Here is a 23,452-nt window from a genome sequence, read left to right on the forward strand (position 1 = left end):
ATGCTGGACAGACGCGCCTTCATCGGTCTCGCCGCGGCGACGCTCGCTGCCGGCGGCGAGGTCCGCGCCGAGGCTCGACGCCCGGTCAACACGCTCGGCTCGCCGGATGGCGTCGCGATCCGCGGCTACGATCCCGTCGCCTATTTTCGCGACGGAGGTCCGCGGCTCGGCAAGCCGGAATTCGCGGCCCATTATGGCGGTGCGACCTGGCGTTTCGTCAGCGCCGAGCACAAGGCACTGTTCGAGGCCGATCCGCAGCGCTACCTGCCGGCCTATGGCGGCTTCTGCGCCTATGGGACTTCGCGGGGGTATCTCGTGAAGATCGAGCCGGAAGCCTGGTCGATCGTCGATGGACGGCTCTACCTCAACTACGACCTGAGCGTACGGAAGACCTGGCTGGGGCGGACCAGGACCTATATCGCCCGCGCTGACGGCAGCTGGCCGCGCTTGACGACGAAGGATATCCGTTAGGTTGCATGAGAGCTCCGCGCCAGAAATCTCCTTCAAGGCCTGATGCGTTTGAAATCAGGTCAACAACTGTAATTGCGGGGGTTTTTGGCGTGTACTAGCGGCCTATCGATCTCACCCGCGTGAGATTCGCGCATGCTCCAGTCTCACCGTGAGCGAGACAGTCTCATCTTGAATGAGACCCGACAGGCATGGCGGTCGATCGACCTCACTTCCACTTGAAGACCTGAATCAGCGCGGGCGTCATGATGATGACGAACAGCACTGGCAGGAAGAACAGGATCATCGGCACCGTGAGTTTCGGCGGCAGCGCGGCCGCCTTCTTCTCGGCCGCGTTCATGCGCTGGTCACGGCTTTCCTGTGCGAGCGTGCGCAGTGCGGTTCCCAGCGGCGTGCCGTAGCGCTCGGCCTGGATCAGGGCCGTCGAGACCGACCGGACGCTTTCGAGGCCGGTGCGGAGCGCGAGGTTCTCGTAGGCGATGCGGCGGTCGGAGAGATAGGAGAGCTCGGCGGTGCACAGCGCGAATTCCTCCGCCAGCGGAACCGACTGATTGCCGATCTCGCCGGAGACCTTCCGGAAGGCATGCTCGATCGACATGCCGGCTTCCACGCAGATCAGCAGCAGGTCGAGCGCATCCGGAAAGGCCTGGCGCATCGACGCCTGCCGCTTGCCGGCCTGGTTCGTCAGGAAGACCTCCGGCGCCTTGATGCCGATATAGGCGCCGGCGATGGCCATGGCGATCTTGACCGCGAAGGGCTGGCCGAAACCGTTGATGGCGAAGACGTAGAACAGTGTTAGCAGGAACAGCCCGACCGGCACGGCGAGACGGAAGAAAAGGAAGGTGATCTCGGCCTGGGGGCCGCGATAGCCGGCCATGGCGAGCTGCTTCTTGGCGTTTTCGGTGCCGAGCCAGTCGCCCAGCTTGAACCGCTCCACGATGCGCCGCATGTAGGCTTTCGGCTCCTGCCGCAGCGAGACCTTCTCGTTCTGCCGGTTGAGCCGTTCACGTTCGCGGGCGCGGATCTTCTCGCGTTCCGTCGCGACGTTCTTCATCCGCTTCTGGAGGCTGTTGCCCTCGGTCAGCGGAATCGCGATCGTGAGCACGGTCGCGGCCGCCGCGATGGCGGCCAGCAGGCCCATCATGAACTGCGGATTGGTGACGGCGCTGGCGATCTGGGAAATCATCGTCCGCCTCAGATCTCGAAGTTGATCATCTTGCGCATGACCAGGATGCCGATCAGCATCCACAGGCCGCTCGCGACCAGCGCGACCTTGCCGGAATTGGTGATCCAGAGAAGCTCGATATATTTCGGGGTGGTGAGCCAGACGAGGAATGCCACGATCGGGGGCAGCGATCCGATGATCGCCGCCGAGGCCTTCGCCTCCGTCGACACGGCCTGGATCTTGTCGCGCATCTTGCGGCGTTCGCGCAGCACGCGCGAGAGGTTCCCGAGGGTTTCGGACAGGTTGCCACCGGTCTTCTGCTGGATGGCGATGACGATTCCGAAGAAATTGGCCTCGGCACAGGGCATCCGCTCGAACAGCTTGACCGTGGCCTCCGACAGCGGCAGGCCCAGCGCCTGTCCTTCGATGATCATTCTGAACTCGCTCTTCACCGGCTCCACCGCCTCGTTGGCGATGATGCGCAGGCAGTCGTTGACGGGCAGGCCCGCCTTGATGCCACGCACGATGACGTCGAGCGCGTTGGGGAATTCGGCCCCGAACTTCTTCAGTCGCTTGATCTTGCAGCGTTTCAGGAACCAGGCGGGGATGCCGAAGCCGCCGATGAAGAGACCGGCGAGACCGAGGACCCAGGTTCCGCTCGCGAGCCACAGCGTGAGCCCGAGCACGGCCGCGACGCCCGCGCTGATCGCGTAATATTTCTTGGCGGTCCAGGTCAGTCCGGCCTGGGCGATGCGCTGCTCGAGCGGGACCTTGTTGCGCGCGTTCTCGCGGTCCTCGAGTTCCTTGAGGCTCTGCGCGACCTGGCCGCGCTTCTGGCGCGCCTGTGCCTCCCGGTCGATGCCGCGAACCGTGCTCGGCCCGGCGAATTCCTTGCGTCGCTTCTCGGCGCGCTTTTGGCCGCTCAGCGTCGGATACAACAGCGCATAGACCACGCCGCCGACGGCGAACATGGCGAGCAGGGCGACGGCGAGCGTGCTCGTGTTCATGCCCCGCCTCCCGGTAAGGCCTTCCGCTCAGACGGCATTGCTGACGCCCGCATCTTCGAGCTGGTCGAGAGCGGCGGCGAGGCGCTGGTCCTCGTTGAAATAGCGCGCGCGCTCCCAGAAGCGCGGCCGCCCGACGCCGGTGGCGCGGTGCCGGCCGATGAGCTTGCCGGCGGCATCCTCGCCGACGATATCGTAGAGCATCAGATCCTGTGTCGTGATCACCTCGCCCTCCATGCCCATCACCTCGGTGATGTGGGTGATCCGGCGCGAGCCGTCGCGCAGGCGCTGGGCCTGGATGATGACGTCGACCGAGGAGCAGATCATCTCGCGCAGCGTCTTCGAGGGCAGCGAGAAGCCGCCCATGGTGATCATCGATTCGATACGGCTTAGGCACTCGCGCGGCGAGTTGGCGTGCAGCGTGCCCATCGAGCCGTCATGGCCCGTGTTCATCGCCTGGAGCAGGTCGAAGGCCTCGGGTCCGCGCACCTCGCCGACGATGATGCGCTCGGGGCGCATGCGCAGGCAGTTCTTGACGAGATCGCGCATCGTCACCGCACCGGTGCCTTCGAGATTGGGCGGGCGGGTTTCGAGCCGCACCACATGCGGCTGCTGGAGCTGGAGCTCGGCGGCGTCCTCGCAGGTGATAACGCGCTCGTCATGGTCGATATAGTTGGTCAGGCAGTTGAGCAGCGTCGTCTTGCCCGAGCCCGTGCCGCCGGAGATGACGATGTTGCAGCGGACGCGCCCGATGATCTTGAGGAGCTCGGCGCCCGGCGGCGAGATCGCGCCGAACTTGACGAGCTGGTCGAGCGTCAGCTTGTCCTTCCTGAACTTGCGGATGGTGAGGGCCGGGCCGTCGATCGCCAGCGGCGGCGCGATGACGTTGACGCGCGAGCCGTCGGCGAGGCGCGCATCGCAGATCGGCGAGCTTTCGTCGACGCGGCGGCCGACCTGGCTGACGATGCGCTGGCAGATATTCATCAGCTGGGCGTTGTCGCGGAAGCGGATGTTGGTGAGCTGAATCTTGCCGGCGGTTTCGATGAAGGTCCGGCCGGCGCCGTTGACCATGATGTCGGCAATGTCGTCGCGGGCCAGCAGGGGCTCGAGCGGTCCGTAGCCGAGCACGTCGTTGCAGATGTCGTCGAGCAGTTCCTCCTGCTCCGCGATCGACAGCACGACATTCTTCAGCGAGATGATCTCGTTGATGATGTCGCGGATTTCCTCGCGGGCGGATTCGGCGTCGAGCTTCGCGAGCTGCGACAGATCGATGGCCTCGATCAGCGCCCCGAAGATCGTGCTCTTCATCTGGTAGTAGTCTTCGGATCGCGGGGCCGTCTCGGCGACCGGCGTGATCCTGCGCTCTTCCGCGGCGGTCTGAACCGGCTCGGGCTTGCTGCGCGGCGCAGCCGGCATGGCCGCGGGCGCCCTTGCGCTCAGATTGGGCGCGTGACCTGCGCCTGCGGATCGCTTGCCGAACATCTCGTCACTCTCCCGCCCGGTCCGGGCCGGTCTCTTGCCTGGTGAGCGGGCATCGTCCCGTCATCGTCGGTTCCTGCCCGTCACGAGGCCTTGCGGCGCTTCAGCTTCGCGACGAACGGTTCGAGCAGGCTGCGCCGGCCCCGCTTGGCTTCGCCGCGTCCGGTCAGGGCGCTGGCGATCTGGGTGAAGGCCTCGGTCGCCTTGCTCCCGGCCTGCACCTCGGCGATCATCTGGCCGTTGTTGGCGGCGGTGCCGAACAGGTGGGCGTCGAACGGAATCGTGCTGAGCACGTCGATACCGAGCGCCTTCGAGAACTCCCCGGCATTGATCTCCGGCCGTTTCGGGACACCGACCCGGTTGAGGACGAGCCGGGCGACGGCATCGTTCGGCCGCGTCGCTCGCGACAGGTCGATCAGGTTCTTGGCGTTGCGCAGGGAGGCGAGCTCCGGCTCGGCGACGATGACGATCTCGTCGGCGCTGAGCACGGTGCGCTTGACCCAGGCGCCCCACTGGTGCGGCACGTCGAGGATGATGCAGGGCACGCTGGCGCGCAGCAGATCGAGGAGCTGTTCGAGCGCCTCCTCGTCGAGATCGATCGTCCGGTCCAGAACGGCCGGGGCGGCGAGCAGCGCGAGGTTGTCGCTGCAGCGCGAGAGCAGCCGGTCAAGCAGGTTGGAATCGAGGCGCTCGGGTGCGAACACGGCTTCGGCGATGCCTTGCGGCGGGTCCTGGTTGAAGTTCAGGCCGGCCGTGCCGAAGGCGATGTCGAGATCGACGATGACGGTCGAGGCGTCGAGATTGCGGGCGATCGCCCAGGAGACGTTGTGCGCGACCGTCGAAGCGCCGACGCCGCCCTTGGCGCCCATCACCGCGATGACGCGGCCGAGATTGCGGGCCTCCGGGGCGACATAGAGCTCCGACAGGGTTCGCAGGACGTCGAGGGGCTCCAGCGGCGCGATCAGGTACTCGCTGACGCCGCGCCGGATCAGGTCGCGATAGAGCTGGACGTCGTTGACATGGCCGATCACGACGACCTTGGTGCCGGCGTCGCAGCTTTCGGACAGCGATTCGAGATGCGAGACCAGCGTCGCCGGGTCTGCCACGGCTTCGAGCACGATGATGTTGGGCGTCGGGGCCGAGCGGAAGGCCTCGACGGCGGCAGCCGGGCCGCCCATCTGGACGCGGGCATGCGCCTTGTCCATGCGCCGGTCGGCGACCGCGGCCTGCATGGTCGCGGCAATGGCCGGCGTTTCGCAGAAGGCCTGCAGCGTGATGCGCGGCAACGGTGCGATGGTCTCGTCGCTGGGCAGCTCGATCGCCGAATTCTCGCGGGTTTCGGAATGCATCAGTTGCCGCCTCCGACCGTGGAGTTGATCTGCGGCGTCGCCTGCCGGTACTGGGTCGAGGGGTCCTTGCCTTCGCGGATCTTCGTGATGGCGCCCATGCGCTTGACGATGTCGGGGCGGCCTTCGTCGCGCGACCGGACGAGATCGATCGGATCGGCCACCTGTGCGGCCAGCGTCGCCTGCGAGGAGCAGCCGAGATTCCAGTAGGGTGCGTTCGAGGACGAGAACCTGAACTCGGAGCTGCCCAGGTCTGTCGGCCATTGTCCGCAGCGATGCGGCACGCTCGCCTGGAGCGAGGCGAAGGTCAGGCGGATCGGCGAGGCCAGGCCCGGATCCTGAACCGGGTAGCCGCGGACGCTGAGGATGCCGGGCGAAACGCCGCCGCGCGACAAGGCCGCCCGGATGCCGTTCAGCGTATCCTGGGTCGCATGGTCGCGGTGGGCTCCGGTCGGGACCTCGGCCACCAGGCCACCCTTGCCGGAGCGGCGGAATTCGCGGGCGAAGCTGGCGACATCCTCGGCCTGCCTGATATCGAGTCTGCCGCCGGAACGCCCGACGAAGACGTCGAGCGAACGGGGGGCGTCGCGCAGGACGATCGGGTGCCGCTCGCGCACGTCGTCCGGCCCGAAGGCGAGCGTGTCGCTCTCCGCCGTTCGCTTGGCGCAGCCGCCGAGGATGGCGCCGAGCGCCAGCACGGCGACGATCAGGCGCGGTCCTGTCGAGTCGTTCCGGTGGGAAACCGTCATGGTCGGGCCATCCATCATCGTTGTCGCCGGGCGCTTAGTCGGCGATGAAGCCGACGCGGCCCTTGTAGGCCTGGGGAACCGGGCCGCCGCCGCTGCCGTAGATCTTGTTCAGGCGGCCGAGCAGGATCGCCTGGGAGTCGTGCGTTTCGACGAAGCCGTCATCGGGTCGCTGGACCTCGGTCGGCTGCATCGGCTTGGCGATGTAGGGCGTGACCGTGATCATCAGCTCGGTCTCCTCACGCTGGTAGTCGCGCGACCGGAACAGCACGCCGATGATCGGCAGGTTCATCAGGCCGGGCAGGCCGTTGATCGAGCTCTTGGAGACGCGCTGGATCAGGCCGGCGGTGGCCAGCGTGCCGCCGGATGGCAGCTCGACCGTGGTGTCGGACTTGCGCACGCGGAAGGCGGGGACGGTGACGGTCGGCTGGCCGGAGCCGCCCTGGAGCACGATCTGGTTCTCGAAGTCGAGTTCGGTGACCTCGGTCGCGATGCGCATGCTGATCTTGTTGGCCGAGAGCACGATCGGCGTGAAGTTCAGGGCGACGCCGATGGGCTTGTAGGAGACGCCGAGCGAGCAGACGGCCTTGGACGGGTCGCAGGTGTAGCCGGTCGGGATCGGGACCTCGCCGCCGGCCGTGAATTTCGCGCTCTCGCCCGAGATCGCGGTCACCGTCGGTTCGGCGAGGACGCGCGCCATGCCGGCCCGTTCAAGGGCGCGCAGCGTGAAGTTCTGGGAGTTGCCGATGCCGGCGCCGATCGCCGAGGCGGACAAGGCCTGCGGCGAGAGCGAGAACGGGTTGTCGATCGAGGGCGTGATGGAGAAGTTGCCGAGCTTCCATTCGCCGCTGGAATTGATGCCGAGCTGCTTGATCGCCTTGCGCGAGACCTCGGACACCGTGACCTTCACCATCACCTGGTCGCGGTCGCGGATGGTCAGCGAGTTGATGACCGTCCCGCTCTTTCCTGTCGCGTCGCTGCCGACGAAGGCCTTGGCGATGTCGACGGCCTGGGTCGCATCCGAGGCATCGGGCACCGTCCCGACGAGCAGGATCGAATCGCCCGCCGGCTTGATCTCGATCTGCGCGTTCGGCAGCGCCGTGCGCAGCGTCTGCCTGAGAACGTTGAGGTCGCGCCCGACATTGATGTCGAGCGCGGTGATTTGCTGGCCGTCGCCATCCATCACGAACATCGAGGTCGCGCCGTCGGCGATGCCGATCACGAAAAGCTTGCGTGCCGTCCGGACGACCGCGTTGGCGACCTTCGGGTTGGCGACGAAGACCTCCTTGGCGTCGCGCGGCAGCTCGACGATGAGCGAGCGGCCGATCGAGAGGTCGAGCTTGCGGGAGATCGCGTTCTCGCTCGAGCCGACATTGATGACGGGAGCGGGGCCGCTCCTGCTCGACTGGGCGGCGACGCTGCCGGCGGCGAGGGCGAGCGCGAGAGCCGTCGCGATGCGGAGAGAAGATCTGATCATGGCTTCACGCTCTTCGAGGTCACACCGTAGCGCACGAGCGTCATGGAGTTGTCTGCCTGGGTCGGTGGCGCGGTTTCGTTGGCATCCTTGAGACTGCGCAGGGCGAGCGAGAGCGTGCCCGTCTTCTGGGCCTGGACCAGGCTCTCGACCTGCCCGGGCTCGACTTGCAGCGTGGCGGTTTCGCCAACCACGACCTTCTCGCCGTTGCGTTCCTGCACGTTCTGGCCGATGGCCAGCACGCGGATGTTCCGCAGGATCACTTCGCTGGCGTAGGATTCCTGGCCGCCCGCTGCTTCGCCGCGCTCGGTGGAGATCACGTCGACGCGGTCGTTGGGGAGGATGAAGCCGCCGGCGGTGTTGGCGCCGCGGCTGTCGGTCGAGATCGCGACGGCGCGCATGCCCGCGGGCAGGACGGCCGAGAGAAAGCCGGTTCCGTCCGTCTTGATCAGCTTCTCGCGGCGGATCGGCTCGGCGCCGAGGGTGGCGTAGCGCGACACCTGCCCGATGATCTCCTTCTCGGCTTCGGGCGCTTCGTCCTTGCGGATGACGCCGGCCGGCACGCTGGCCAGCGGCCAGTCGAGCCAGCGTAGGTCGTTGGCCGTCACCGTATTGCCGACGGGAATCTCGGCCGCCGCGACCAGGACCGGCACGGTCGGCGCCGGCTGGATCTTCGCGACGGGTGCGGGGGCCTTGGGGCTCTGGACGAGCAGCGCTGCACCCAGCCCTGCCAGGAGTGCGACCACGAGAATGATGATGCGTGCGGGACTCATTTGACGGTCGACCCTCAGCCAAGCGTGATTGGCTCTCGTCCCGGATCGTCGTCTGGAAACGTCAACTTATGGTTAACTGGACGTATATTTTTGAAATTCGCTTCCGTTACGTCCGCGGCGCTTTTCAGACGCCGATCGCGGCGTGCCAGATCGTCGTATCCGGCAGCACCAGCAGCGCGGCGAAGGCCAGCGCGATGCCGTAGGGGACGCCCTCGTTGGCGGCGTGCAGCCGGCGCATCCAGCTCCAGTTCTCGGCGAAGGCCGGCAGGGGGCGCGATCGCAGCCGCAGGACGAGGATGGTCAGCAGGCCGCCGAGGAAGGATGCCATGAGCAGATAGGGCATCAATTGATCGAAGCCGAACCAGAGCGCGGTCGCGGCAGCGAGCTTGGCGTCGCCGCCACCGATCCATCCGGCGGCGAACAGGCCGAAGGCGATCACAAGGACAAGCCCACCCGCTGCGAGATGCCAGCCGATTGCGGCCGGGCTCAGGCCGAACAGGACGCAGCAGACCGCGAAACCCGCGACAAGGAACAGGCAGAGCCGGTTCGAGATCGTCATCGAGACCAGGTCGCTGGCGGCGGCATAGGCCATGGCGAAGGGAAATACGCCGAGCATGACGATGTGGGGCAGGGTCATGACACTTCCTCCGCTACGGAACGATGATGCCGCAAATGCCTCACCAAACCCTTACGGCGACCGCATAAAACGCAGCATGAAAAGAAAAACGCCCCGGGATGACCGGGGCGTTTGCCGACATATCGGTAAGGTACCGACGATCAGGAGACCGTGGTGTTCTGCAGCTTGTTCGCGATACGCTGGAAGATGCTGCTGAGCTCGGTGCCGAGATTGGTGGCGGCGATGATGATGCCGACGGCGATCAGAGCGGCGATCAGGCCGTACTCGATGGCGGTGGCGCCGGACTCGTCCTTGACGAAGCGAGCGAAAAGATTGGTCATGCTGGATCTCCTTTACACCACGGTTTGACGGCTGCCTGTGCTCTGAGGTGGCTTCGGTCAGCGACAGGAACGACATTAGCCCGCTCGCCTTGCTGATCGGTTAAGCGGATCGAAGAATTGGCTTGTTTCGCGCTCGGTTTTTTCTGTGGTTAACACTCGATTTAGCAGGCTTAAGACCGCGGTGAGCTTATGAATAAAGCCAGGCGTGGGGGTTTTTATCGGTAAACAGGGTGTTTAATTGATCCTGACTCGTTGATTTATTTTTGAGGCGCTCGGCAATCGACGCTGGTGCCGGTCGCTGTTCCGTTGCGACAAGTTGTGCCTCGCGGCGTGAAATCGCTATTCGTCGCGCGCTTAGGGTTTGATTCATCATTTTCCGCTTTATTGGCACGGTCGCAGAGCTTGAGGCGCCGCCATGTTGATCATCCGTGCTCCTGAAGGGTGCCGCCGGCTTACGCGCCGGGTGGCCGCGACAAGCCTCGCGATCATCCTGTGCGGCGCTGGTGCTGCTCACGCCGCGCCACGCGCGCCATCCGAGAGCGTGGTCGTCATGGTCGACCACGCCAAGGTCGTGCGGCTCCCGGAGAAGGCTCAGACGGTCGTCGTCGGCAATCCGGCCATCGCCGATGTCTCCATGCAGCGCAACGGCGTCATGATCGTCACCGGCAAGAGCTTCGGCGTGACCAACCTGATCGCGCTGGATGCCAGCGGGACGCTGCTGGCTGAATCACTGGTTCGGGTCGGTTCCGCCTCCGACGCGGTCCTGACGGTCCAGCGGGGCATGGATCGCGAAAGCTATGCCTGCAGCCCGGATTGCCAGCCCTCGGTCCAGATGGGCGATGCGAAAGATTACTTTGCTGGCGTCGCCGGGCAGGCCGCCGCGCGCAACATGCTCGCGACCGGGGGCCCGAAGAAATAGGGCCCCGGCTCGAACCCGGCGCGCGGTTCCCGGGAAAAGTCAAGGTTCTGGGGCGGAAGCTTAGCAGGTACGCGCGCGAGACCTCCGTTACGCGCCGAACCCATGGTTAGCGAAAGCTTCACGCCGATTTCGGCTGACCGGCGACGTCCCTAACCGATCTGAAATTCTTTTGCCGTAGAGATTTCCGGCCTGGGCCGAAGCTCGATGGGGCAAACGGATGTTCGACCGACCGAAAAAGACGCCCTTGCCGAAGAACGGGTTGCCGCGCCGCGGCGTCTGTCGCCCGCTGCTCCGACGCTTTCGCCGCTCGCAGGACGGGGCGACTGCCGTAGAGTTCGCGTTCGTCGTCGTGCCGTTCCTGATGATCCTCTTCGCCATCTTCGAGACGGCCTTGATGTTCTGGACCAGCCAGGTCCTGGAAGAGTCGCTGTCGCAGGTCTCCCGTTCGCTGGTCACGGGGCAGTCGCGGACCCTCTATACCGGATCGACCGGCGCGGTGAACGCGAAGAAATTCCGCGACAATATCTGTGAACTCGCGCCGTTGGGATTGATCGACTGCTCGAAACTTTACGTCGACGTGCGGGTCTACGACAGTTTTGCCTCTACGGCAGCCGCAGGCGATCCGCTTGCGGGCGGGAGCCTCGACACCTCCGGCTTCACCTATGTCCAGCCGCAGGGCAACGACATCGTCGTCGTGCGCGCGGTGCTCGACTACAAGCTCTTCCTGACGAGCTGGGCTTCCTCCGCGCTGGCCAATATCAAGCCCGCCGGATCGGGCCGGCGGGGCATCGTCGTGAGCATGGCTTTCCGGGCCGAGCCCTTCGTCTCGTCGGGCGCGACCCCTCCTCCGGCAGGTTCTTGATCGGGAATGATGGACATGCCGAAAAAGACAGGTCTCCGTATTTGGCGCCGCTTCTGCCGCAATCGGGACGGCGTGGCTGCGGTCGAGTTCGCCCTGCTGCTGCCGGTGATGCTCATCACCTATACGGGGATGGTGGATGTGGTGCAGCTCGTGATGGTCAACCGCAAGGTCACTCAATTGACCTCGGCTCTCAGCGATCTCACGGCGCGCGTCCAGTCGGTTTCGTCCACGGATGTCCAGAACATCTTCAATGCTGCGCGGTCGATCCTGATGCCGTATGACAGCGACAAGGTTACGATGGTGATCGCCAGCGTCGTCATCGATTCGGCGGGCGTTGCGAAGGTCTGCTGGAGCGAGCCGCGCGATGGCACTGCACCGGCCCGTGGGACCTCGATCACCATTCCCGACACCTACCGGGTTCCGGGCACCTCCGTCATCATGGCGCGCGCGAGCTACGAATACACGCCCATCGTCGGTTATGTCCTGACCAAATCCTTCACGCTCGGCGACAGCCCGATCTATGCACGCCCGCGTAACGGCGTGGCTGGCGGCACCAACAATATCGAACAGGTGGTGCGGACCGGCACCAATCCCTGCCCGCTCTACAATTGACGATCGGGCGATCATGCCGGCAGGGGGCTTCGCGCCCGGGCCGGCGCTCCCCGATGTTGCCGGTCTTTGCCTTATCGCCTATTCGCTGACGCGGACCTTCGGTTCTTCACGCCAACCGGTGTCCAGTTCGCTCAGAAGTGCCCTAGCCGCGCAGCACCATGCGCCCGGTCTGGACCTCGTAGCCCTGGAGCTTGCTGAGGAAGGAATTCCCGAGCAGGCTCATCGAGAGCGCGCGTTCGGGCAGGACGACGGCATCGACATTCCGCACGACGATATCGCCGAGCCGGATCTCCCGCAGCACGGTCCGGAAGCCCGTGACGGCGCCGTTGGCGGTGCTGAGCACGATCTTGCGTGACGAGGCATCGTTCCTGACACCGAGCGCGCGGGCATCGGCAGCCGTCAATGCCACGATGCTGGCGCCGGTATCGACCATCATCTTGATGCGGTAGTTGTCGACCGAGGGGTGCACGATATAGTGCCCGCGATAATCGGCGGCGACGGCGAGCGTCGAGGGCATGCGGGGTCCCGGCGGTTTCTGTTCGGTCGCGGCCATGGCCGCGGAAGGCACCTCGTCCGCCATGCGCGGGGCGAGAAACTGCGTATAGGACAGCGCTCCGGCGATCGCGACACCGGCGACGCTCAAGGCCCAGATCAGCGGTGGTGTCGTCACGGCGCTCCCCAACCCTTCCACAGCCCTTCCACGATGCAGAAGCGAGCCCTGACGAAGCGTGAAGAGCTTGCACGCATTTGCGTGCAAGCGGGGCGGGGAAGGCTGCCCGATTGCGGACAGGCTTAATCGAGGCTTACCGGCGCGGTCCGTTTGCAAGCGTGGCGGCCAATGCCGCGATCTCGGCTGCGCGGGGGATGCTCGGCTGGGCGCCCGGCCGCGTGCAGGCAAGCGAGCCGGCGGCGAGCCCGTCGTGCAGCGCCGCCGCCATGCTCTTCCCGGCCGCGAGGGCTGCGGCGAAGGCGCCGGTGAAGCTGTCACCGGCCGCGACCGTGTCGACGACCGCAACCTGCGGCGCTGCGAGGCGATGGCGGATGCCGTCGATCCAGGCGACGACCCCGGCTGCCCCCAGCGTCGCGATCGTGGCGATCTGTCGCTCGCTGTCGAGCCGGCGCGCGATGGCGTCGGGATCGCGGTCCGCCCATCCGAGCGCCTGTGCCAGCACGATCGCTTCGTGCTCGTTGACGATCAGCATGTCGAGCTGCTCCAGCAGCGCGGGCGACGGCGCCTCGGCCGGAGCGAGGTTGAGGATCACCCGCCCGCCGGCCTGCTTCATCCTTCGGGCGGCCTGCAGGCAGGCTTCTTCAGGCACTTCGCGTTGCAGGAGCAGGATATCCTCCGCCGCGAGCTCGAGCTGCCGCAAGGCATCCGGGCGGACAGCAGCATTGGCGCCGGCTGCGACGATGATCTGGTTGGCGCCCTCGCGATCCGTCGCGATGAAGGCGGCGCCGGTCGGTTCGTCGACCTGGGCGACGTGATCGAGATCGACGCCGTCGGCTGTGAGCAGCGCCAGCGCGGCATCGCTGAATCGGTCCCGCCCGGTCGCGCCGACGAGCACGACATCCGCGCCGGCGCGGCGGGCTGCGAGAGCCTGGTTCGCGCCCTTGCCGCCCGGATGCAGGGCATAGCCCGGTCCGAGCACGGTCTCGCCCGATCCCGGCAGGCGCTCGACCGGTGTGACGAGGTCGATATTGATGGAGCCGAAGACAACGATCATGCAGAAAGATCCGCCGCGAGCCGCCTCACGCCGGCGACGAAGGCCGCCTCGGGCGTGACGAGTTGAATGGCATGCCCCCGCGCCTGCAAGCCGGCGCCGTAGCTCTCGGCCAAAGCCCCGTCTGCGACGAGATGGATCGTCTGGCCCTTGCCGAACAATGCTTCGGCCCCGGCGATTTCCTGCCCGACCAGCAGCGCCGAGAGATAGGGGCCGACCGCACCACCCGTCATCCGGCCTGCGAGAACTTCGGTACGTGCGGCGAAGGCCGTGTTGAGCAGCCCTCCCGGCCGGCCGGCAGCCAGGCGACCGCGCGCGGCGCCATCAGCCGTGTCAGCGTCCGAAGGCGCTTCGGCGAGCCGGGCGAGGATCGAGTCGTTGCGCAGCAGCCCGTAGATTTCGCCGGTCATGAAACTGGCGAAGCGGGTGATGCGACCTTCCTTGATCTCGGCCCATTTCGAATGGGTGCCGGGCAGGCAGGCGATGCCGTCGCTCAGGCCGAGGCCGACGATCAGGGTCTCCTCGCCGCGCATCACGTCGAAGGCGCCATCGTCGCAGCTCAGGCCCGGCAGGATGGTCGCCGTCGTCCCGGCATCGAGCGCGACCTGGATCGCGGCGGCCGCGATCTCGGCAGGGGAGGCCGGACAGGCGACGTAGCGCGCCTCGATCCAGCCGTTGCGGCTGCCGACCATGCCGGCGAGCACGATCGCGGCATCGGGCGCAGTCTCGCGGAAGTCGCCGGCGAGCTCGGCAAAGGCTTCAGGATAGCCGCCCGCCGGAACCGACTGGATGCCGCGATCGGCGATGCGCCGCTCCAGCACCTCCCCGGTCTCCGAGATCAGGAAGGCGCGCGCGCGGGTCGTGCCCCAGTCGAGCGCGATCAGAGGTTTGGGCATGGCAGGCTCCGGCAGCAGCATTGGACCGAAAAGTGGGAGCCACTTTTCGGTCCGATGCGACAGCAAATATATGGATCACTGCACGTCCGATAGGACGCGCGGTGATCCAAGGCTGGCGACTGTCTCCGCCGCATTCCATCGGGTCAAGGGCCGGCGCCGAGGCCTTGTATATGGTCGGCCTTCGCGGCAACCCTGCTGGCCTTGGGTGCGAGAACGAATCGGACAAGCCGGATGCTCGAACTGCAAGCGGGGGGCCTCGACGCCGCCATCTCTCCCGAGGCGGGCGGGATCGTCTCCTCTCTGAGCTGGCGCGGGCCGGACGGGCGTAGCCATGACGTGCTCTATCCGCCGACCGGGCGGCAGCCGGGCACGACCTCGCCGAACTTCTTCGGGACCTGGGCACTCCTGCCTTTCGCCAACCGCGCCTTCGGCTGCGTCGTCGACGATGGCGAGCAGCGCTTCCTCGTTCCGCAGAACGATCCCGGCGGCGCCATTCACGGCTTCGGCTGGCAAGCCGCCTGGGATGTCCTGCGGTATGACCGCAGCCATACCGTCCTCGAACATCGCCGCACCGAGGGGGCGGACCCCTATCGCTACCGGGCGGTCCAGGAAGTCACCCTCGACGATGCCGGTATGACCATCCGACTGGCGATCACCAACGAGGCGCAGGCGGCACTACCGTTCGGCATCGGCCATCATCCCTGGTTTCCCTGTGCCGCCGATACGAGCCTCGTGATGCGCAGCAAGGGCGCGCTGGTCTTCGGCGAAGCCTTCCGCGCCACCGGCCAGCAGGCTTTCGCCGATGGCGGCCCCTATGCCGAAGCGCACCCCTTCCGCGCGGAGAGCGTGACCGCCTGGAGCTTCCTCGGCTGGGACGGCACAGCCCGGATCGAGACGCCTTCGACCGGTCTCGCCGTCACCCTGACCGCGAGCGACAATCTCGACTGCCCGGTGGTCTGGGCGCCGGCAGGCGCGGATTTCCTCTGCGTCGAGCCACAGAGCCATGCGATCGGCGCACCGAGCGAGCCGGCAGCGCGGGCCGCCGCGCCGCTCAAGCGCCTGGCGCCGGGCGAGACGCTGGAAGGCTGGCTCAGGATCGCGCCGGAAGCTCTCTAAAGCTTAGCGCCAGCCGTAGCCGCTCGGGTAATAAGGCTGGTAGCCATAGGCGCCGGCCGGCAGGGCGGGGCGCAGCAGGATCTGGCCGCGCGCCGCTTCCCAATCACCGCCGCGGCGCTGCTGCGCGACGCTCATGGCGTTGCTGCGATGCTTCGCCTTGGCGATCTTGTGCTTGGACGAGGTCGTCTTCGCGAGCTTGGCCTTCGATGGCGAGGAGGCCTTGGCGAAGCGCGAGAGATTGTCGGGTACGGCGCCGTGCAGCGCGATCCGGGTCTGGCTGGAGCCATGCTTCTTCACCAGCGCGAAGAGCTTTGCGGCGTTGGCGGGGTGCAGCCGGATGCAGCCATGCGAGGCCGGGCGGCCGAGCGCGCCGACGGCCCCGGTGCCATGGATTGCGTAGCCGCCGCGGAAGAACACGGCATGGGGCATCGCGCCGCCATATTTGCGCGAGTACCAGTTCTTCTCCAGCCGGGTCGGCCGATAGACGCCGTTGGGCGAACGGAAACCCTTGCGGCCGGACGAGATCTTCCAGTCGTAGACCTCGCCATCGGTCGTGGTCACCGTCATGCGCTGGGCGACGATGTCGACATTGACGCTGACGCCGGCATGGGCGGAGCCGGCGAAGGCCGACAGGACGAGGGCGGCCAGGAGGCCGAGAACGCGACGCATCACACTCACTCCGAAAGACGCAAGCTGCTGAATGAGGCGTTGTCGAGCTCTGGTGGCCGCCGCCCTTGACTCTAGGAAAGCGCCGACGGCCCCGGCTTGTAAAGCCGGAAGGCGGAACGTGGTTTCCGGCGGCTCAGATCATCGGCAGCGAGGCGGGCTTGCGCCCACGCGGGAAGGCGGCGTCGATCCGGGCGATCTCGGCTTCGGACAGCGCGAGGTTCAAAGCCCCGGCATTGTCCTCGATATGGGCGACCCGGCCGGCCTTGGGGATCGTGAAGACGCTTTCGCGCCGCGTCAGGAAGGTGAGCGCGACCTGCCGGGGCGTCGCGCCATGGCTTGCGGCGATCTCGGCCAGGACCTTGCCCGGCGCGCTGCCGGCAGCCGGGAAATCGTCATGGCCGAAGGGGCTGTAGGCGGTGACGGCGACGCCATTGCGTTCGCACCACGGGATCACCGCATGCTCGATGGCGCGCTCACGCAGATGGTAGAGCACCTGGTTGCAGGCGATCTTGCCGGGGCCTGCGGTTGCGAGCGCCTCGTCGAGATCGTCCTCGTCGAAATTGCTGACGCCCCAGGACAGGATCTTGCCCTCCTGCTTCAGCGCCTCGAAGGCGGCGAAGGTTTCCGCTAGAGGATGCGGACCGCGCCAGTGCAGCAGGTAGCAGTCGAGCCGGTCAGTCCTGAGATACTTCAGCGAGCGCTCGCAGGCGGCCTGCACGCCGCGTCGCGAGGCGTTATGCGGCAGGACTTTCGACACGAGGAAGACCTCGTCGCGCCGGCCTTCGATGGCCTCGCCGATCAGTGCTTCGGAGCGGCCGTCGCCATACATCTCGGCCGTGTCGATATGGGAGAGCCCGAGATCGAGCCCGCGCCGGAAGGCGGCGATCGCCTCGCGCCGGTCACCCTGTTCGCTATACCAGCTGCCCTGGCCGATCGGCGGGACGGATGGCCCTGACGCTCCGAAGCTTCGCTGCATAACGTTTTCTCCAGCTAGTCGACGGTGATCTCAAAACGCTCGTAGCGGATCTCGCCGTCATTGTAGCGGATGCGCACGAGGAAGCTGTCGGCGCCGCGATAGCCGCGCTTGGAGGTATACTCGAACGCGAGAGACGGCCCGACCCTGCCGTTGCAATGCCGGAATGGCCCCGGCCCGTATTCGGCCGCGGCCTTGCGGGTCGCCAGCCTGACCTTGCCATGCCGGGGCGGCTCGGTCAGCACGCCCTTAGGGCGCGGGATCGGCCGGCAGCGCTCGTCCATCGTCATGAAGGTCTTCTGCAGGAAGGTGCGCTTGCCCGATGCGACCCGCTCCGTGCCTTCGCTCTGTCCCTGTGCTGTTCCTTCGGTCGTGACGCAGCCGCCGAGCAGGCTGCAGAGCAGGGCGGCGGCGAGGACGGTCAGTCCTGGAATGGGCATGGCTTTCCTCGATGGCAAGACAGGTCGAGACGCGGAAAGACCTAGGTCGGCGGCGTGCCGTTGGCCGAGAGCACTTCGCCGGCGAGATAGAGCGAGCCGCAGATCAGGATGCGCGGCGGCGCCGGCCAGTCCCGTGCTGCGATCGTCCGCAACGCCTGTTCCACCGAGCTGGAGGTTTCGGCGGCGAGCCCGGCGTTGCGGGCGGCCTCGGCGACCTCCTCGGCCGGGCGCGCGGCTAGCGAATTCTGGATCGGCACGGCGTAGAGCGCCTGCGCCAGCCCCTTGAAATGCCCGAGCGTCGCAGCGGCGTCCTTGGTTGAGAGCAGGCCGGCGATCATCACCAGCGGTGCCGGATTGCGGTCGGCGAGGTCGGCCATCGCCTGGGCGAGGACGCGCCCGCCATCGGGATTATGGCCGCCATCGAGCCAGAGCTCGGCACGATCAGGCACGATCTCGGCCAGCGCGCCGCGCGACAGGCGCTGCAACCGCGCCGGCCAGTCGGCGTTGCGCATGCCGTCCTCGAAGGCGCGCGCCGGCAGGGCGCCATAGCCTGCAGCGCGCAAGGCCGCGATGGCCGTGCCGGCATTGATGTGCTGGTGCCGGCCGGAGAGGCGCGGCAGCGGCAGGTCGAGCAAACCGTCCTGGTCTTCATAGACCAGCCGCCCGCCGGCCTCGTGGACGTTGAAATCCTGCGCGCCGATCAGGATCTTCGAGGCGCCGGCGCGCTCGGCGGCAGCTTCCAGAACCGCGGTCGGCTCCGGTTCCTGCGGCGCAATCACGGCGGGCGCGCCGCGCTTGAAGATGCCGGCCTTCTCGCCGGCGATCTTGGTGACGGTGTCGCCGAGATATTCGGAATGATCGAGCGACACCGGCGTCACCACCGTGCAGGCCGGGTGGGCGATGACATTGGTCGCGTCGAAGCGCCCGCCGAGCCCGACTTCCAGCAGCAGGACATCGGCCGGATGCTCGGCGAAGAGCAGGAGGCCTGCCGTCGTCGTCATCTCGAAGAAGGTGATGGGATCGCCGGCATTGACGGCCTCGCAGCGCTCCAGCGCCTCGACCAGCTTGTCCTCGGGGACGAAGCGCCCGCCGCCGGGCGCCCCCAGCCGGATGCGCTCATGGAAGCGCACCAGATGGGGCGAGGTGTAGACATGGACCGACAGCCCGGCTGCCTCGAGGATCGCCCGCATGAAGGCGATGGTCGAGCCCTTGCCGTTGGTGCCGGCGACATGGATCACCGGCGGCAGCTTCTTCTGGGGGTCGCCGAGTCGTTCGAGCAGGGTCAGGATGCGGCCGAGCGAGAGATCGATCAGCTTGGGATGCAGCGCCATGAAGCGCGCGAGCAAGGCGTCGGAAGACCCCATGACGTAACGGCCCCCAGCCGTGAACTAACTCGAACCGCTCAGACCGCCTCGGCCACCGGGCGCGCGGGCGCAGCCTCGTCCTTCGCGGCCGGCTGCTTCGTCAGGAGGCGGCCGAGCCGGGCGAGCGTCTCCGGCAGGTCGCGGCGATGCACCACCATGTCGACCATGCCGTGATCCTTGAGGTACTCGGAGCGCTGGAAGCCCTCCGGCAGCTTCTCGCGGATGGTCTGCTCGATCACGCGCGGGCCGGCGAAGCCGATCAGCGCGCCGGGCTCGGCGATGTGGATGTCGCCGAGCATGGCGTAGGAGGCGGTGACGCCGCCGGTCGTCGGGTTGGTCAGCACCACGAAATAGGGCAGGCCCGCCGCCCGCAGGCGCCTGACCGCGACGGTCGTGCGCGGCAACTGCATCAACGAGAGGATGCCTTCCTGCATGCGCGCGCCGCCCGAGGCGGCGAAGACGACATAGGGCGTCTTCTTGTCGAGCGCGGTCTCGGCGCCCTTCACGAAGGCCTCGCCCGCGGCCATGCCGAGCGAGCCGCCCATGAAGTGGAAATCCTGCACGGCCAGCGTCATCGGCAGGCCCTTGACCCGGCCATAGCCGATCTTGAAGGCGTCCTGCGCGCCGGTCTTGGCGCGGGCGTCCTTCAAGCGGTCGACATAGCGTTTCTCGTCGCGGAACTTCAGCGGGTCGACCGCGACCTCCGGCAGCGCGACGTCGAGCCATTTGCCGTCGTCGAAGGTCAGGCGCAAACGCTCCGGCGCGGTGACGCGCATATGATGCTCGGAGCCGGGGATGACATAGCCATTGGCCTCGACATCCCGGTGGAACACCATCTGCCCGGAATCGGGGCACTTGATCCAGAGGTTCTCGGGGCTCTCGCGCTTGAACAGCGTCTTGATGCGCGGCCGGACGACTTCGGAAATCCAGTTCATCGGATGAATCCCTGATGGGCTTTCAGCGCTTGCGCGCCGTCAGGCCTGAAATAGGTCGCGCCGGTCGATGGGCAAGCGGCGCGACCGTCGCATGAAACCGGGCTCAGGCCGCCTTGGCGACGGAGCGGATGCCCTGGGCGAGTTCGCTGACCAGCGAGGTGACAGCCGAAACCGTCTTTTCCGTGGCCTTGCCCTGGTCATCGAGCGAAAGGCGGATGCGTTCGACGAGCGCCGAGCCGACGACGACGCCGTCCGCCCGCTTGGCGATGGTGGCCGCATCCTCGGCAGTCTTGACGCCGAAGCCGACGGCCACCGGCAGGTCGGTATGGCGCTTGATCCGGGCGACGGCATCGCCGACAGCGCCATAATCGGCGATGGCGCCGCCGGTCACGCCGGTCACCGAGACGTAATAGACGAAGCCGGAGGTGTTCTGCAGCACCTTGGGCAGGCGCTTGTCGTCCGTCGTCGGCGTTGCCAGCCGGATGAACGAGACGCCGGCTTGCAGCGCTGGCAGGCAGAGCTCCTCGTCCTCTTCCGGCGGCAGGTCGACGACGATGAGCCCGTCGATGCCGACGCGGCGGGCATCGGTCAGGAAGGCTTCGACGCCATAGGCGTAGATCGGATTGTAATAGCCCATCAGCACGATCGGCGTGTCATGGCCGGCCTTGCGGAAGCTCTCGACCATGGCGAGCGTCTTGCGCAGCGTCTGGCCGGCCTTGAGCGCGCGCTGGCCGGCGAGCTGGACGGGAACGCCGTCCGCCATCGGATCGGTGAAGGGCACGCCGAGCTCGATCACATCGGCGCCGGCTCCGGGCAGGGCCGCGAGGATCGCGCTGGAGGTCTCGAAATCCGGGTCGCCGGCGGTGACGAAGGTCACGAGCGCCGCCCGGCCCTCGCGGGCGCAGGCCTGGAAACGATTCTGGATGCGGGTCTGGCCGGTCTCAGTCATGCCGCAGCGGTTAGCATGATGAGCGCCGGCTGGCGAGTGGCTTGCGTGCGGCACGCGCCTGCGCCACATCGGCCGGGCATGCGCGCCTTCGACACGCCCCTCCCGATCGATGCCGTCCTCGGCGATCTCGCCGCTTCCTTGCGCGCGAGGCCGAATGCCGTGCTGGTCGCCCCGCCCGGTGCCGGCAAGACCACGCGCGTGCCGCTCGCCCTGCTCGACGAGCCCTGGACGAAAGGCGGCAAGCTGATCGTGCTCGAACCCCGCCGCCTTGCGGCCCGCGGCGCGGCGAACCGGATGGCACAGACGCTGGGCGAGCGCGTCGGCGAGACCGTGGGCTTACGCGTCCGCCTCGGCTCGAAGATCGGGCCGAAGACGCGTATCGAGGTCGTCACCGAAGGCGTCTTCGCCCGGATGATCCTCGACGATCCCGCGCTCGACGGCGTCGCCGCTGTGCTGTTCGACGAATTCCACGAGCGCTCGCTCGATGCCGATTTCGGGCTGGCGCTGGCGCTCGATGCGCAGGGCGGCCTGTGCGAGGACCTGCGCATCCTCGTGATGTCCGCGACGCTGGACGGCGCCCGTGTCGCGAAATTGCTCGGCGATGCCCCGGTGATCGAAAGCGAGGGCCGCGCCTATCCCATCGAGACGCGCTATCGCAGCCGCGACCCGCTGAAGCGCATCGAGGATCAGGTCACCGAGACGGTTCTGCTGGCGCTCAACGAGCAGCCGGGCTCGCAGCTCGTCTTCCTGCCCGGTCAGGGCGAGATCCGCCGCGTCGAGGAGCGCCTGCGCGAGAGATTGCGCGATCCGGCTGTCGAGATCGCTCCGCTCTACGGCGCGCTCGACCAGCGCGAGCAGGATCGTGCCGTACTGCCGGCACCCGCCGGCAGGCGCAAGATCGTGCTCGCGACGGCCATCGCCGAGACTTCGCTGACGATCGAGGGCGTGCGCGTCGTGATCGATTCCGGCCTCGCCCGCATTCCCGTCTACGAACCCGATATCGGCGTGACCCGGCTGGAGACCCGCCGCGTCAGCCGCGCCGCCGCCGATCAGCGCCGCGGCCGCGCCGGCCGCACCGAGCCGGGCGTCTGCTACCGGCTCTGGGAGGAGGCCGCGACCGGCGCGCTCGAAGCCTTCGCCCGGCCCGAAATCCTTTCGGCCGATCTCAGTCCGTTATTGCTCGACTGCGCGGCATGGGGGGTGGGCGATCCATTGAGCCTCGCCTTCCTCGATCCGCCGCCCGCGCCGGCTCTCAAAGAAGCCCGCGCGCTCCTGAGCAATATCGGCGCGCTCGATGCCGATGGCCGGATCACGCCGGACGGGCGCGCCTTGCAGGCGCTGCCCCTGCCGCCGCGCTTGGCTCGCATGGTCGTGGCTGCCGCCCGCTTCGGACAGGCGGACGCTGCCGCCGATCTCGCCGCCGTGCTGGTCGAGCGTGGCCTCGGTGGCGATGTGATCGATCTGGCCGAACGGCTGGAACGCTACGGCCGCGAGCGCGGTGGCCGGGCCGGCGATATGCGCCGTCTTGCCGAAGGCTGGGCACGAATCGCCGGGCGCAGCGTCGGCAAGGATCAGGCTTCAACCGACGATATCCTGTCGCCCGGGCTCCTGCTCGCCTTCGCCTATCCCGACCGTGTCGCCAAGGCCCGCGCGCCGGGTTCGGGCCAGTACCTCCTCGCCAATGGCCGCGGCGGCGCGCTCGAGCCGTCGCAGCGCCTGGCGCGCGAGCCTTACATCGTCGTCGCGGAGATGACCGGCGCGGCCCAGCAGGCCCGCATCATGGCCGCCGCCGCGATCAGCGAAGCCGAGATCGCGGCGCTCGTCTCGCATGGCCTCGCTCCCTTCGCCATCGCGGAGCGCGAGGAGGCGAGCTTCGATCGCACGGCGCGCGCCCTGCGCGTCCGGGCCGTGCGCCGTTACGGAGCGCTTTCCCTGTCCGAGCGACCCCTCTCCGTTGCGAACACGTCGGAGAATGCCGAGGCGTTGGCCAAGGGCATCGCCGCACTCGGCATCGGTCTCCTGCCCTGGAGCAAGGGGCAGAACCAGTTGCGCGAGCGCACCGCCTTCCTGCGCAAGGCAGAACCGGAAGTTGGCTGGCCCGCCCTTTCCGATGAAGGCCTGGCCGAGGAGCCGGAACTCTGGCTGGCGCCGCACCTCGTCGGCCGCGCCTCACTCGCCGCGATACAGCCTTCCGATCTTGATTCTGCGTTGGCAGGGCTGCTCCCGTGGGAACTGAAGCGCCGGCTCGATCAGGAGGCGCCGACCCATTTCACCGCGCCGACCGGCTCCTCGTTCGCGGTCGACTACGCCGCCGAGGCCGGCCCGACAATCTCGGTGCGTGTGCAGGAACTCTACGGTCTTGCGATCCACCCCGCGCTAGCCGGCGGGCGCGTGCCGCTGGTGCTGGAATTGCTCTCACCGGCACACCGCCCGATCCAGGTCACCCGCGATTTACCCGGCTTCTGGCGCGGCTCCTGGGCTGCGGTGAAATCGGAGATGAAGGGCCGCTATCCCCGCCATCTCTGGCCGGACGACCCCGCCGCCGCGCTGCCGACGACGCGGGCGAAGCCGAGGGGGACGTAAA

24 protein-coding genes are annotated in these 23,452 nt (G+C 67.3%); 6 read left to right on the plus strand and 18 right to left on the minus strand.

The window, feature by feature from the left end; translation table 11 throughout:
- The gene (locus FHT98_RS13905; RefSeq protein ID WP_142114397.1) at positions 1-471 is read left to right on the plus strand and encodes a YHS domain-containing (seleno)protein; all 471 of its coding nucleotides are present in this window, start codon (positions 1-3) and stop codon (positions 469-471) included.
- Between the two features lie 205 nt (positions 472-676).
- On the opposite strand, the gene FHT98_RS13910 is transcribed toward FHT98_RS13905, so the two are convergent.
- From FHT98_RS13910 to FHT98_RS13950, 9 genes are all read right to left on the minus strand, one after another.
- Positions 677-1,654 carry a type II secretion system F family protein gene (locus tag FHT98_RS13910; protein ID WP_061971695.1) on the minus strand — a complete coding sequence of 326 codons (978 nt, stop codon included), beginning with the start codon at positions 1,652-1,654 and terminating at the stop codon, positions 677-679.
- Between the two features lie 8 nt (positions 1,655-1,662).
- Positions 1,663-2,640 carry a type II secretion system F family protein gene (locus FHT98_RS13915; RefSeq protein WP_061971697.1) on the minus strand — a complete coding sequence of 326 codons (978 nt, stop codon included), beginning with the start codon at positions 2,638-2,640 and terminating at the stop codon, positions 1,663-1,665.
- 27 nt (positions 2,641-2,667) lie between these two features.
- Positions 2,668-4,119 carry a CpaF family protein gene (locus tag FHT98_RS13920; RefSeq protein ID WP_061971699.1) on the minus strand — a complete coding sequence of 484 codons (1,452 nt, stop codon included), beginning with the start codon at positions 4,117-4,119 and terminating at the stop codon, positions 2,668-2,670.
- A gap of 80 nt (positions 4,120-4,199) precedes the next feature.
- On the minus strand, positions 4,200-5,465 hold the full coding sequence (locus FHT98_RS13925; protein ID WP_091857268.1) for a CpaE/TadZ family protein: 1,266 nt from the start codon (positions 5,463-5,465) through the stop codon (positions 4,200-4,202).
- A complete protein-coding gene (locus FHT98_RS13930) occupies positions 5,465-6,211 on the minus strand; it encodes a CpaD family pilus assembly protein (RefSeq protein WP_142114398.1) in 747 nt (248 codons plus the stop codon). Before FHT98_RS13930 ends, FHT98_RS13925 begins: the two co-directional genes overlap by 1 nt.
- A gap of 34 nt (positions 6,212-6,245) precedes the next feature.
- Positions 6,246-7,685 carry a type II and III secretion system protein family protein gene (locus FHT98_RS13935; RefSeq protein ID WP_142114399.1) on the minus strand — a complete coding sequence of 480 codons (1,440 nt, stop codon included), beginning with the start codon at positions 7,683-7,685 and terminating at the stop codon, positions 6,246-6,248.
- Positions 7,682-8,455, minus strand: a complete 774-nt coding sequence (cpaB, locus tag FHT98_RS13940; RefSeq protein ID WP_061971703.1) for a Flp pilus assembly protein CpaB — start codon at positions 8,453-8,455, stop codon at positions 7,682-7,684. Before cpaB ends, FHT98_RS13935 begins: the two co-directional genes overlap by 4 nt.
- Before the next feature lie 124 nt (positions 8,456-8,579).
- The gene (locus FHT98_RS13945) at positions 8,580-9,092 is read right to left on the minus strand and encodes an A24 family peptidase (RefSeq protein WP_142114400.1); all 513 of its coding nucleotides are present in this window, start codon (positions 9,090-9,092) and stop codon (positions 8,580-8,582) included.
- A 140-nt stretch (positions 9,093-9,232) separates the two neighbouring features.
- On the minus strand, positions 9,233-9,412 hold the full coding sequence (locus FHT98_RS13950; protein ID WP_142114401.1) for a Flp family type IVb pilin: 180 nt from the start codon (positions 9,410-9,412) through the stop codon (positions 9,233-9,235).
- Positions 9,413-9,827: 415 nt separating this feature from the next.
- Between FHT98_RS13950 and FHT98_RS13955 the strand changes: the two genes are divergently transcribed.
- The 3 genes from FHT98_RS13955 to FHT98_RS13965 all read left to right on the plus strand — a co-directional run bounded on the left by FHT98_RS13955 (position 9,828) and on the right by FHT98_RS13965 (position 11,805).
- Positions 9,828-10,331: a pilus assembly protein N-terminal domain-containing protein gene (locus FHT98_RS13955; protein ID WP_082617747.1), complete on the plus strand. Its 504-nt coding sequence runs from the start codon at positions 9,828-9,830 to the stop codon at positions 10,329-10,331.
- A gap of 259 nt (positions 10,332-10,590) precedes the next feature.
- Positions 10,591-11,193, plus strand: coding sequence for a TadE/TadG family type IV pilus assembly protein (locus FHT98_RS13960; protein WP_185745160.1), 603 nt, complete (start codon positions 10,591-10,593; stop codon positions 11,191-11,193).
- Positions 11,194-11,208: 15 nt separating this feature from the next.
- Positions 11,209-11,805 carry a TadE/TadG family type IV pilus assembly protein gene (locus FHT98_RS13965; protein WP_185745161.1) on the plus strand — a complete coding sequence of 199 codons (597 nt, stop codon included), beginning with the start codon at positions 11,209-11,211 and terminating at the stop codon, positions 11,803-11,805.
- A gap of 142 nt (positions 11,806-11,947) precedes the next feature.
- On the opposite strand, the gene FHT98_RS13970 is transcribed toward FHT98_RS13965, so the two are convergent.
- The 3 genes from FHT98_RS13970 to FHT98_RS13980 form a co-directional block, all read right to left on the minus strand.
- Entirely contained in the window at positions 11,948-12,475 is a 528-nt protein-coding gene (locus FHT98_RS13970; RefSeq protein ID WP_113586336.1) for a retropepsin-like aspartic protease family protein, read from the minus strand.
- 133 nt (positions 12,476-12,608) lie between these two features.
- The gene (locus tag FHT98_RS13975; RefSeq protein WP_185745162.1) at positions 12,609-13,529 is read right to left on the minus strand and encodes a ribokinase; all 921 of its coding nucleotides are present in this window, start codon (positions 13,527-13,529) and stop codon (positions 12,609-12,611) included.
- Positions 13,526-14,422, minus strand: a complete 897-nt coding sequence (locus tag FHT98_RS13980) for a 2-dehydro-3-deoxygalactonokinase (RefSeq protein WP_185745163.1) — start codon at positions 14,420-14,422, stop codon at positions 13,526-13,528. Before FHT98_RS13980 ends, FHT98_RS13975 begins: the two co-directional genes overlap by 4 nt.
- 231 nt (positions 14,423-14,653) lie before the next feature.
- On the opposite strand from FHT98_RS13980, the gene FHT98_RS13985 reads away from it, so the two are divergent.
- Positions 14,654-15,538, plus strand: coding sequence for an aldose epimerase family protein (locus FHT98_RS13985; protein ID WP_142114405.1), 885 nt, complete (start codon positions 14,654-14,656; stop codon positions 15,536-15,538).
- A gap of 3 nt (positions 15,539-15,541) precedes the next feature.
- Here the strand turns inward: FHT98_RS13985 and FHT98_RS13990 are convergent, their stop codons facing one another.
- From FHT98_RS13990 to trpA, 6 genes are all read right to left on the minus strand, one after another.
- Positions 15,542-16,207 carry a L,D-transpeptidase gene (locus FHT98_RS13990; RefSeq protein WP_142114406.1) on the minus strand — a complete coding sequence of 222 codons (666 nt, stop codon included), beginning with the start codon at positions 16,205-16,207 and terminating at the stop codon, positions 15,542-15,544.
- A 133-nt stretch (positions 16,208-16,340) separates the two neighbouring features.
- Positions 16,341-17,183, minus strand: a complete 843-nt coding sequence (locus FHT98_RS13995) for an aldo/keto reductase (RefSeq protein ID WP_142114407.1) — start codon at positions 17,181-17,183, stop codon at positions 16,341-16,343.
- A gap of 14 nt (positions 17,184-17,197) precedes the next feature.
- Positions 17,198-17,620: a hypothetical protein gene (locus FHT98_RS14000; protein WP_142114408.1), complete on the minus strand. Its 423-nt coding sequence runs from the start codon at positions 17,618-17,620 to the stop codon at positions 17,198-17,200.
- Between the two features lie 41 nt (positions 17,621-17,661).
- On the minus strand, positions 17,662-18,984 hold the full coding sequence (locus FHT98_RS14005; protein ID WP_142114409.1) for a bifunctional folylpolyglutamate synthase/dihydrofolate synthase: 1,323 nt from the start codon (positions 18,982-18,984) through the stop codon (positions 17,662-17,664).
- 38 nt (positions 18,985-19,022) lie between these two features.
- Positions 19,023-19,919 (minus strand): acetyl-CoA carboxylase, carboxyltransferase subunit beta, encoded by an 897-nt coding sequence (gene accD / locus FHT98_RS14010; RefSeq protein WP_142114410.1) that lies wholly within the window; start codon positions 19,917-19,919, stop codon positions 19,023-19,025.
- Positions 19,920-20,022: 103 nt separating this feature from the next.
- The gene (gene trpA / locus FHT98_RS14015; protein ID WP_142114411.1) at positions 20,023-20,868 is read right to left on the minus strand and encodes a tryptophan synthase subunit alpha; all 846 of its coding nucleotides are present in this window, start codon (positions 20,866-20,868) and stop codon (positions 20,023-20,025) included.
- 78 nt (positions 20,869-20,946) lie between these two features.
- On the opposite strand from trpA, the gene hrpB reads away from it, so the two are divergent.
- A complete protein-coding gene (hrpB, locus tag FHT98_RS14020; RefSeq protein WP_142114412.1) occupies positions 20,947-23,451 on the plus strand; it encodes an ATP-dependent helicase HrpB in 2,505 nt (834 codons plus the stop codon).
- Position 23,452 lies beyond the last annotated feature (1 nt).

Source organism: Allobosea sp. AK1 (genome assembly GCF_006714945.1).
Classification (GTDB): Bacteria; Pseudomonadota; Alphaproteobacteria; order Rhizobiales; family Beijerinckiaceae; genus Allobosea; species Allobosea robiniae.

Coding starts and splice junctions, on each gene's coding strand:
- FHT98_RS13995 (WP_142114407.1), bottom strand. CDS start 17,183: ATGCAGCGAAGCTTCGGAGCGTCAGGGCCATCCGTCCCGCCGATCGGC.
- FHT98_RS13955 (WP_082617747.1), top strand. CDS start 9,828: ATGTTGATCATCCGTGCTCCTGAAGGGTGCCGCCGGCTTACGCGCCGG.
- FHT98_RS14005 (WP_142114409.1), bottom strand. CDS start 18,984: ATGGGGTCTTCCGACGCCTTGCTCGCGCGCTTCATGGCGCTGCATCCC.
- FHT98_RS13950 (WP_142114401.1), bottom strand. CDS start 9,412: ATGACCAATCTTTTCGCTCGCTTCGTCAAGGACGAGTCCGGCGCCACC.
- FHT98_RS13920 (WP_061971699.1), bottom strand. CDS start 4,119: ATGTTCGGCAAGCGATCCGCAGGCGCAGGTCACGCGCCCAATCTGAGC.
- FHT98_RS13935 (WP_142114399.1), bottom strand. CDS start 7,685: ATGATCAGATCTTCTCTCCGCATCGCGACGGCTCTCGCGCTCGCCCTC.
- FHT98_RS13990 (WP_142114406.1), bottom strand. CDS start 16,207: ATGCGTCGCGTTCTCGGCCTCCTGGCCGCCCTCGTCCTGTCGGCCTTC.
- FHT98_RS13905 (WP_142114397.1), top strand. CDS start 1: ATGCTGGACAGACGCGCCTTCATCGGTCTCGCCGCGGCGACGCTCGCT.
- FHT98_RS13910 (WP_061971695.1), bottom strand. CDS start 1,654: ATGATTTCCCAGATCGCCAGCGCCGTCACCAATCCGCAGTTCATGATG.
- FHT98_RS13925 (WP_091857268.1), bottom strand. CDS start 5,465: ATGCATTCCGAAACCCGCGAGAATTCGGCGATCGAGCTGCCCAGCGAC.
- FHT98_RS13915 (WP_061971697.1), bottom strand. CDS start 2,640: ATGAACACGAGCACGCTCGCCGTCGCCCTGCTCGCCATGTTCGCCGTC.
- FHT98_RS13965 (WP_185745161.1), top strand. CDS start 11,209: ATGCCGAAAAAGACAGGTCTCCGTATTTGGCGCCGCTTCTGCCGCAAT.
- trpA (WP_142114411.1), bottom strand. CDS start 20,868: ATGACTGAGACCGGCCAGACCCGCATCCAGAATCGTTTCCAGGCCTGC.
- FHT98_RS14000 (WP_142114408.1), bottom strand. CDS start 17,620: ATGCCCATTCCAGGACTGACCGTCCTCGCCGCCGCCCTGCTCTGCAGC.
- accD (WP_142114410.1), bottom strand. CDS start 19,919: ATGAACTGGATTTCCGAAGTCGTCCGGCCGCGCATCAAGACGCTGTTC.
- FHT98_RS13985 (WP_142114405.1), top strand. CDS start 14,654: ATGCTCGAACTGCAAGCGGGGGGCCTCGACGCCGCCATCTCTCCCGAG.
- FHT98_RS13980 (WP_185745163.1), bottom strand. CDS start 14,422: ATGCCCAAACCTCTGATCGCGCTCGACTGGGGCACGACCCGCGCGCGC.
- FHT98_RS13930 (WP_142114398.1), bottom strand. CDS start 6,211: ATGACGGTTTCCCACCGGAACGACTCGACAGGACCGCGCCTGATCGTC.
- hrpB (WP_142114412.1), top strand. CDS start 20,947: ATGCGCGCCTTCGACACGCCCCTCCCGATCGATGCCGTCCTCGGCGAT.
- cpaB (WP_061971703.1), bottom strand. CDS start 8,455: ATGAGTCCCGCACGCATCATCATTCTCGTGGTCGCACTCCTGGCAGGG.
- FHT98_RS13945 (WP_142114400.1), bottom strand. CDS start 9,092: ATGACCCTGCCCCACATCGTCATGCTCGGCGTATTTCCCTTCGCCATG.
- FHT98_RS13975 (WP_185745162.1), bottom strand. CDS start 13,529: ATGATCGTTGTCTTCGGCTCCATCAATATCGACCTCGTCACACCGGTC.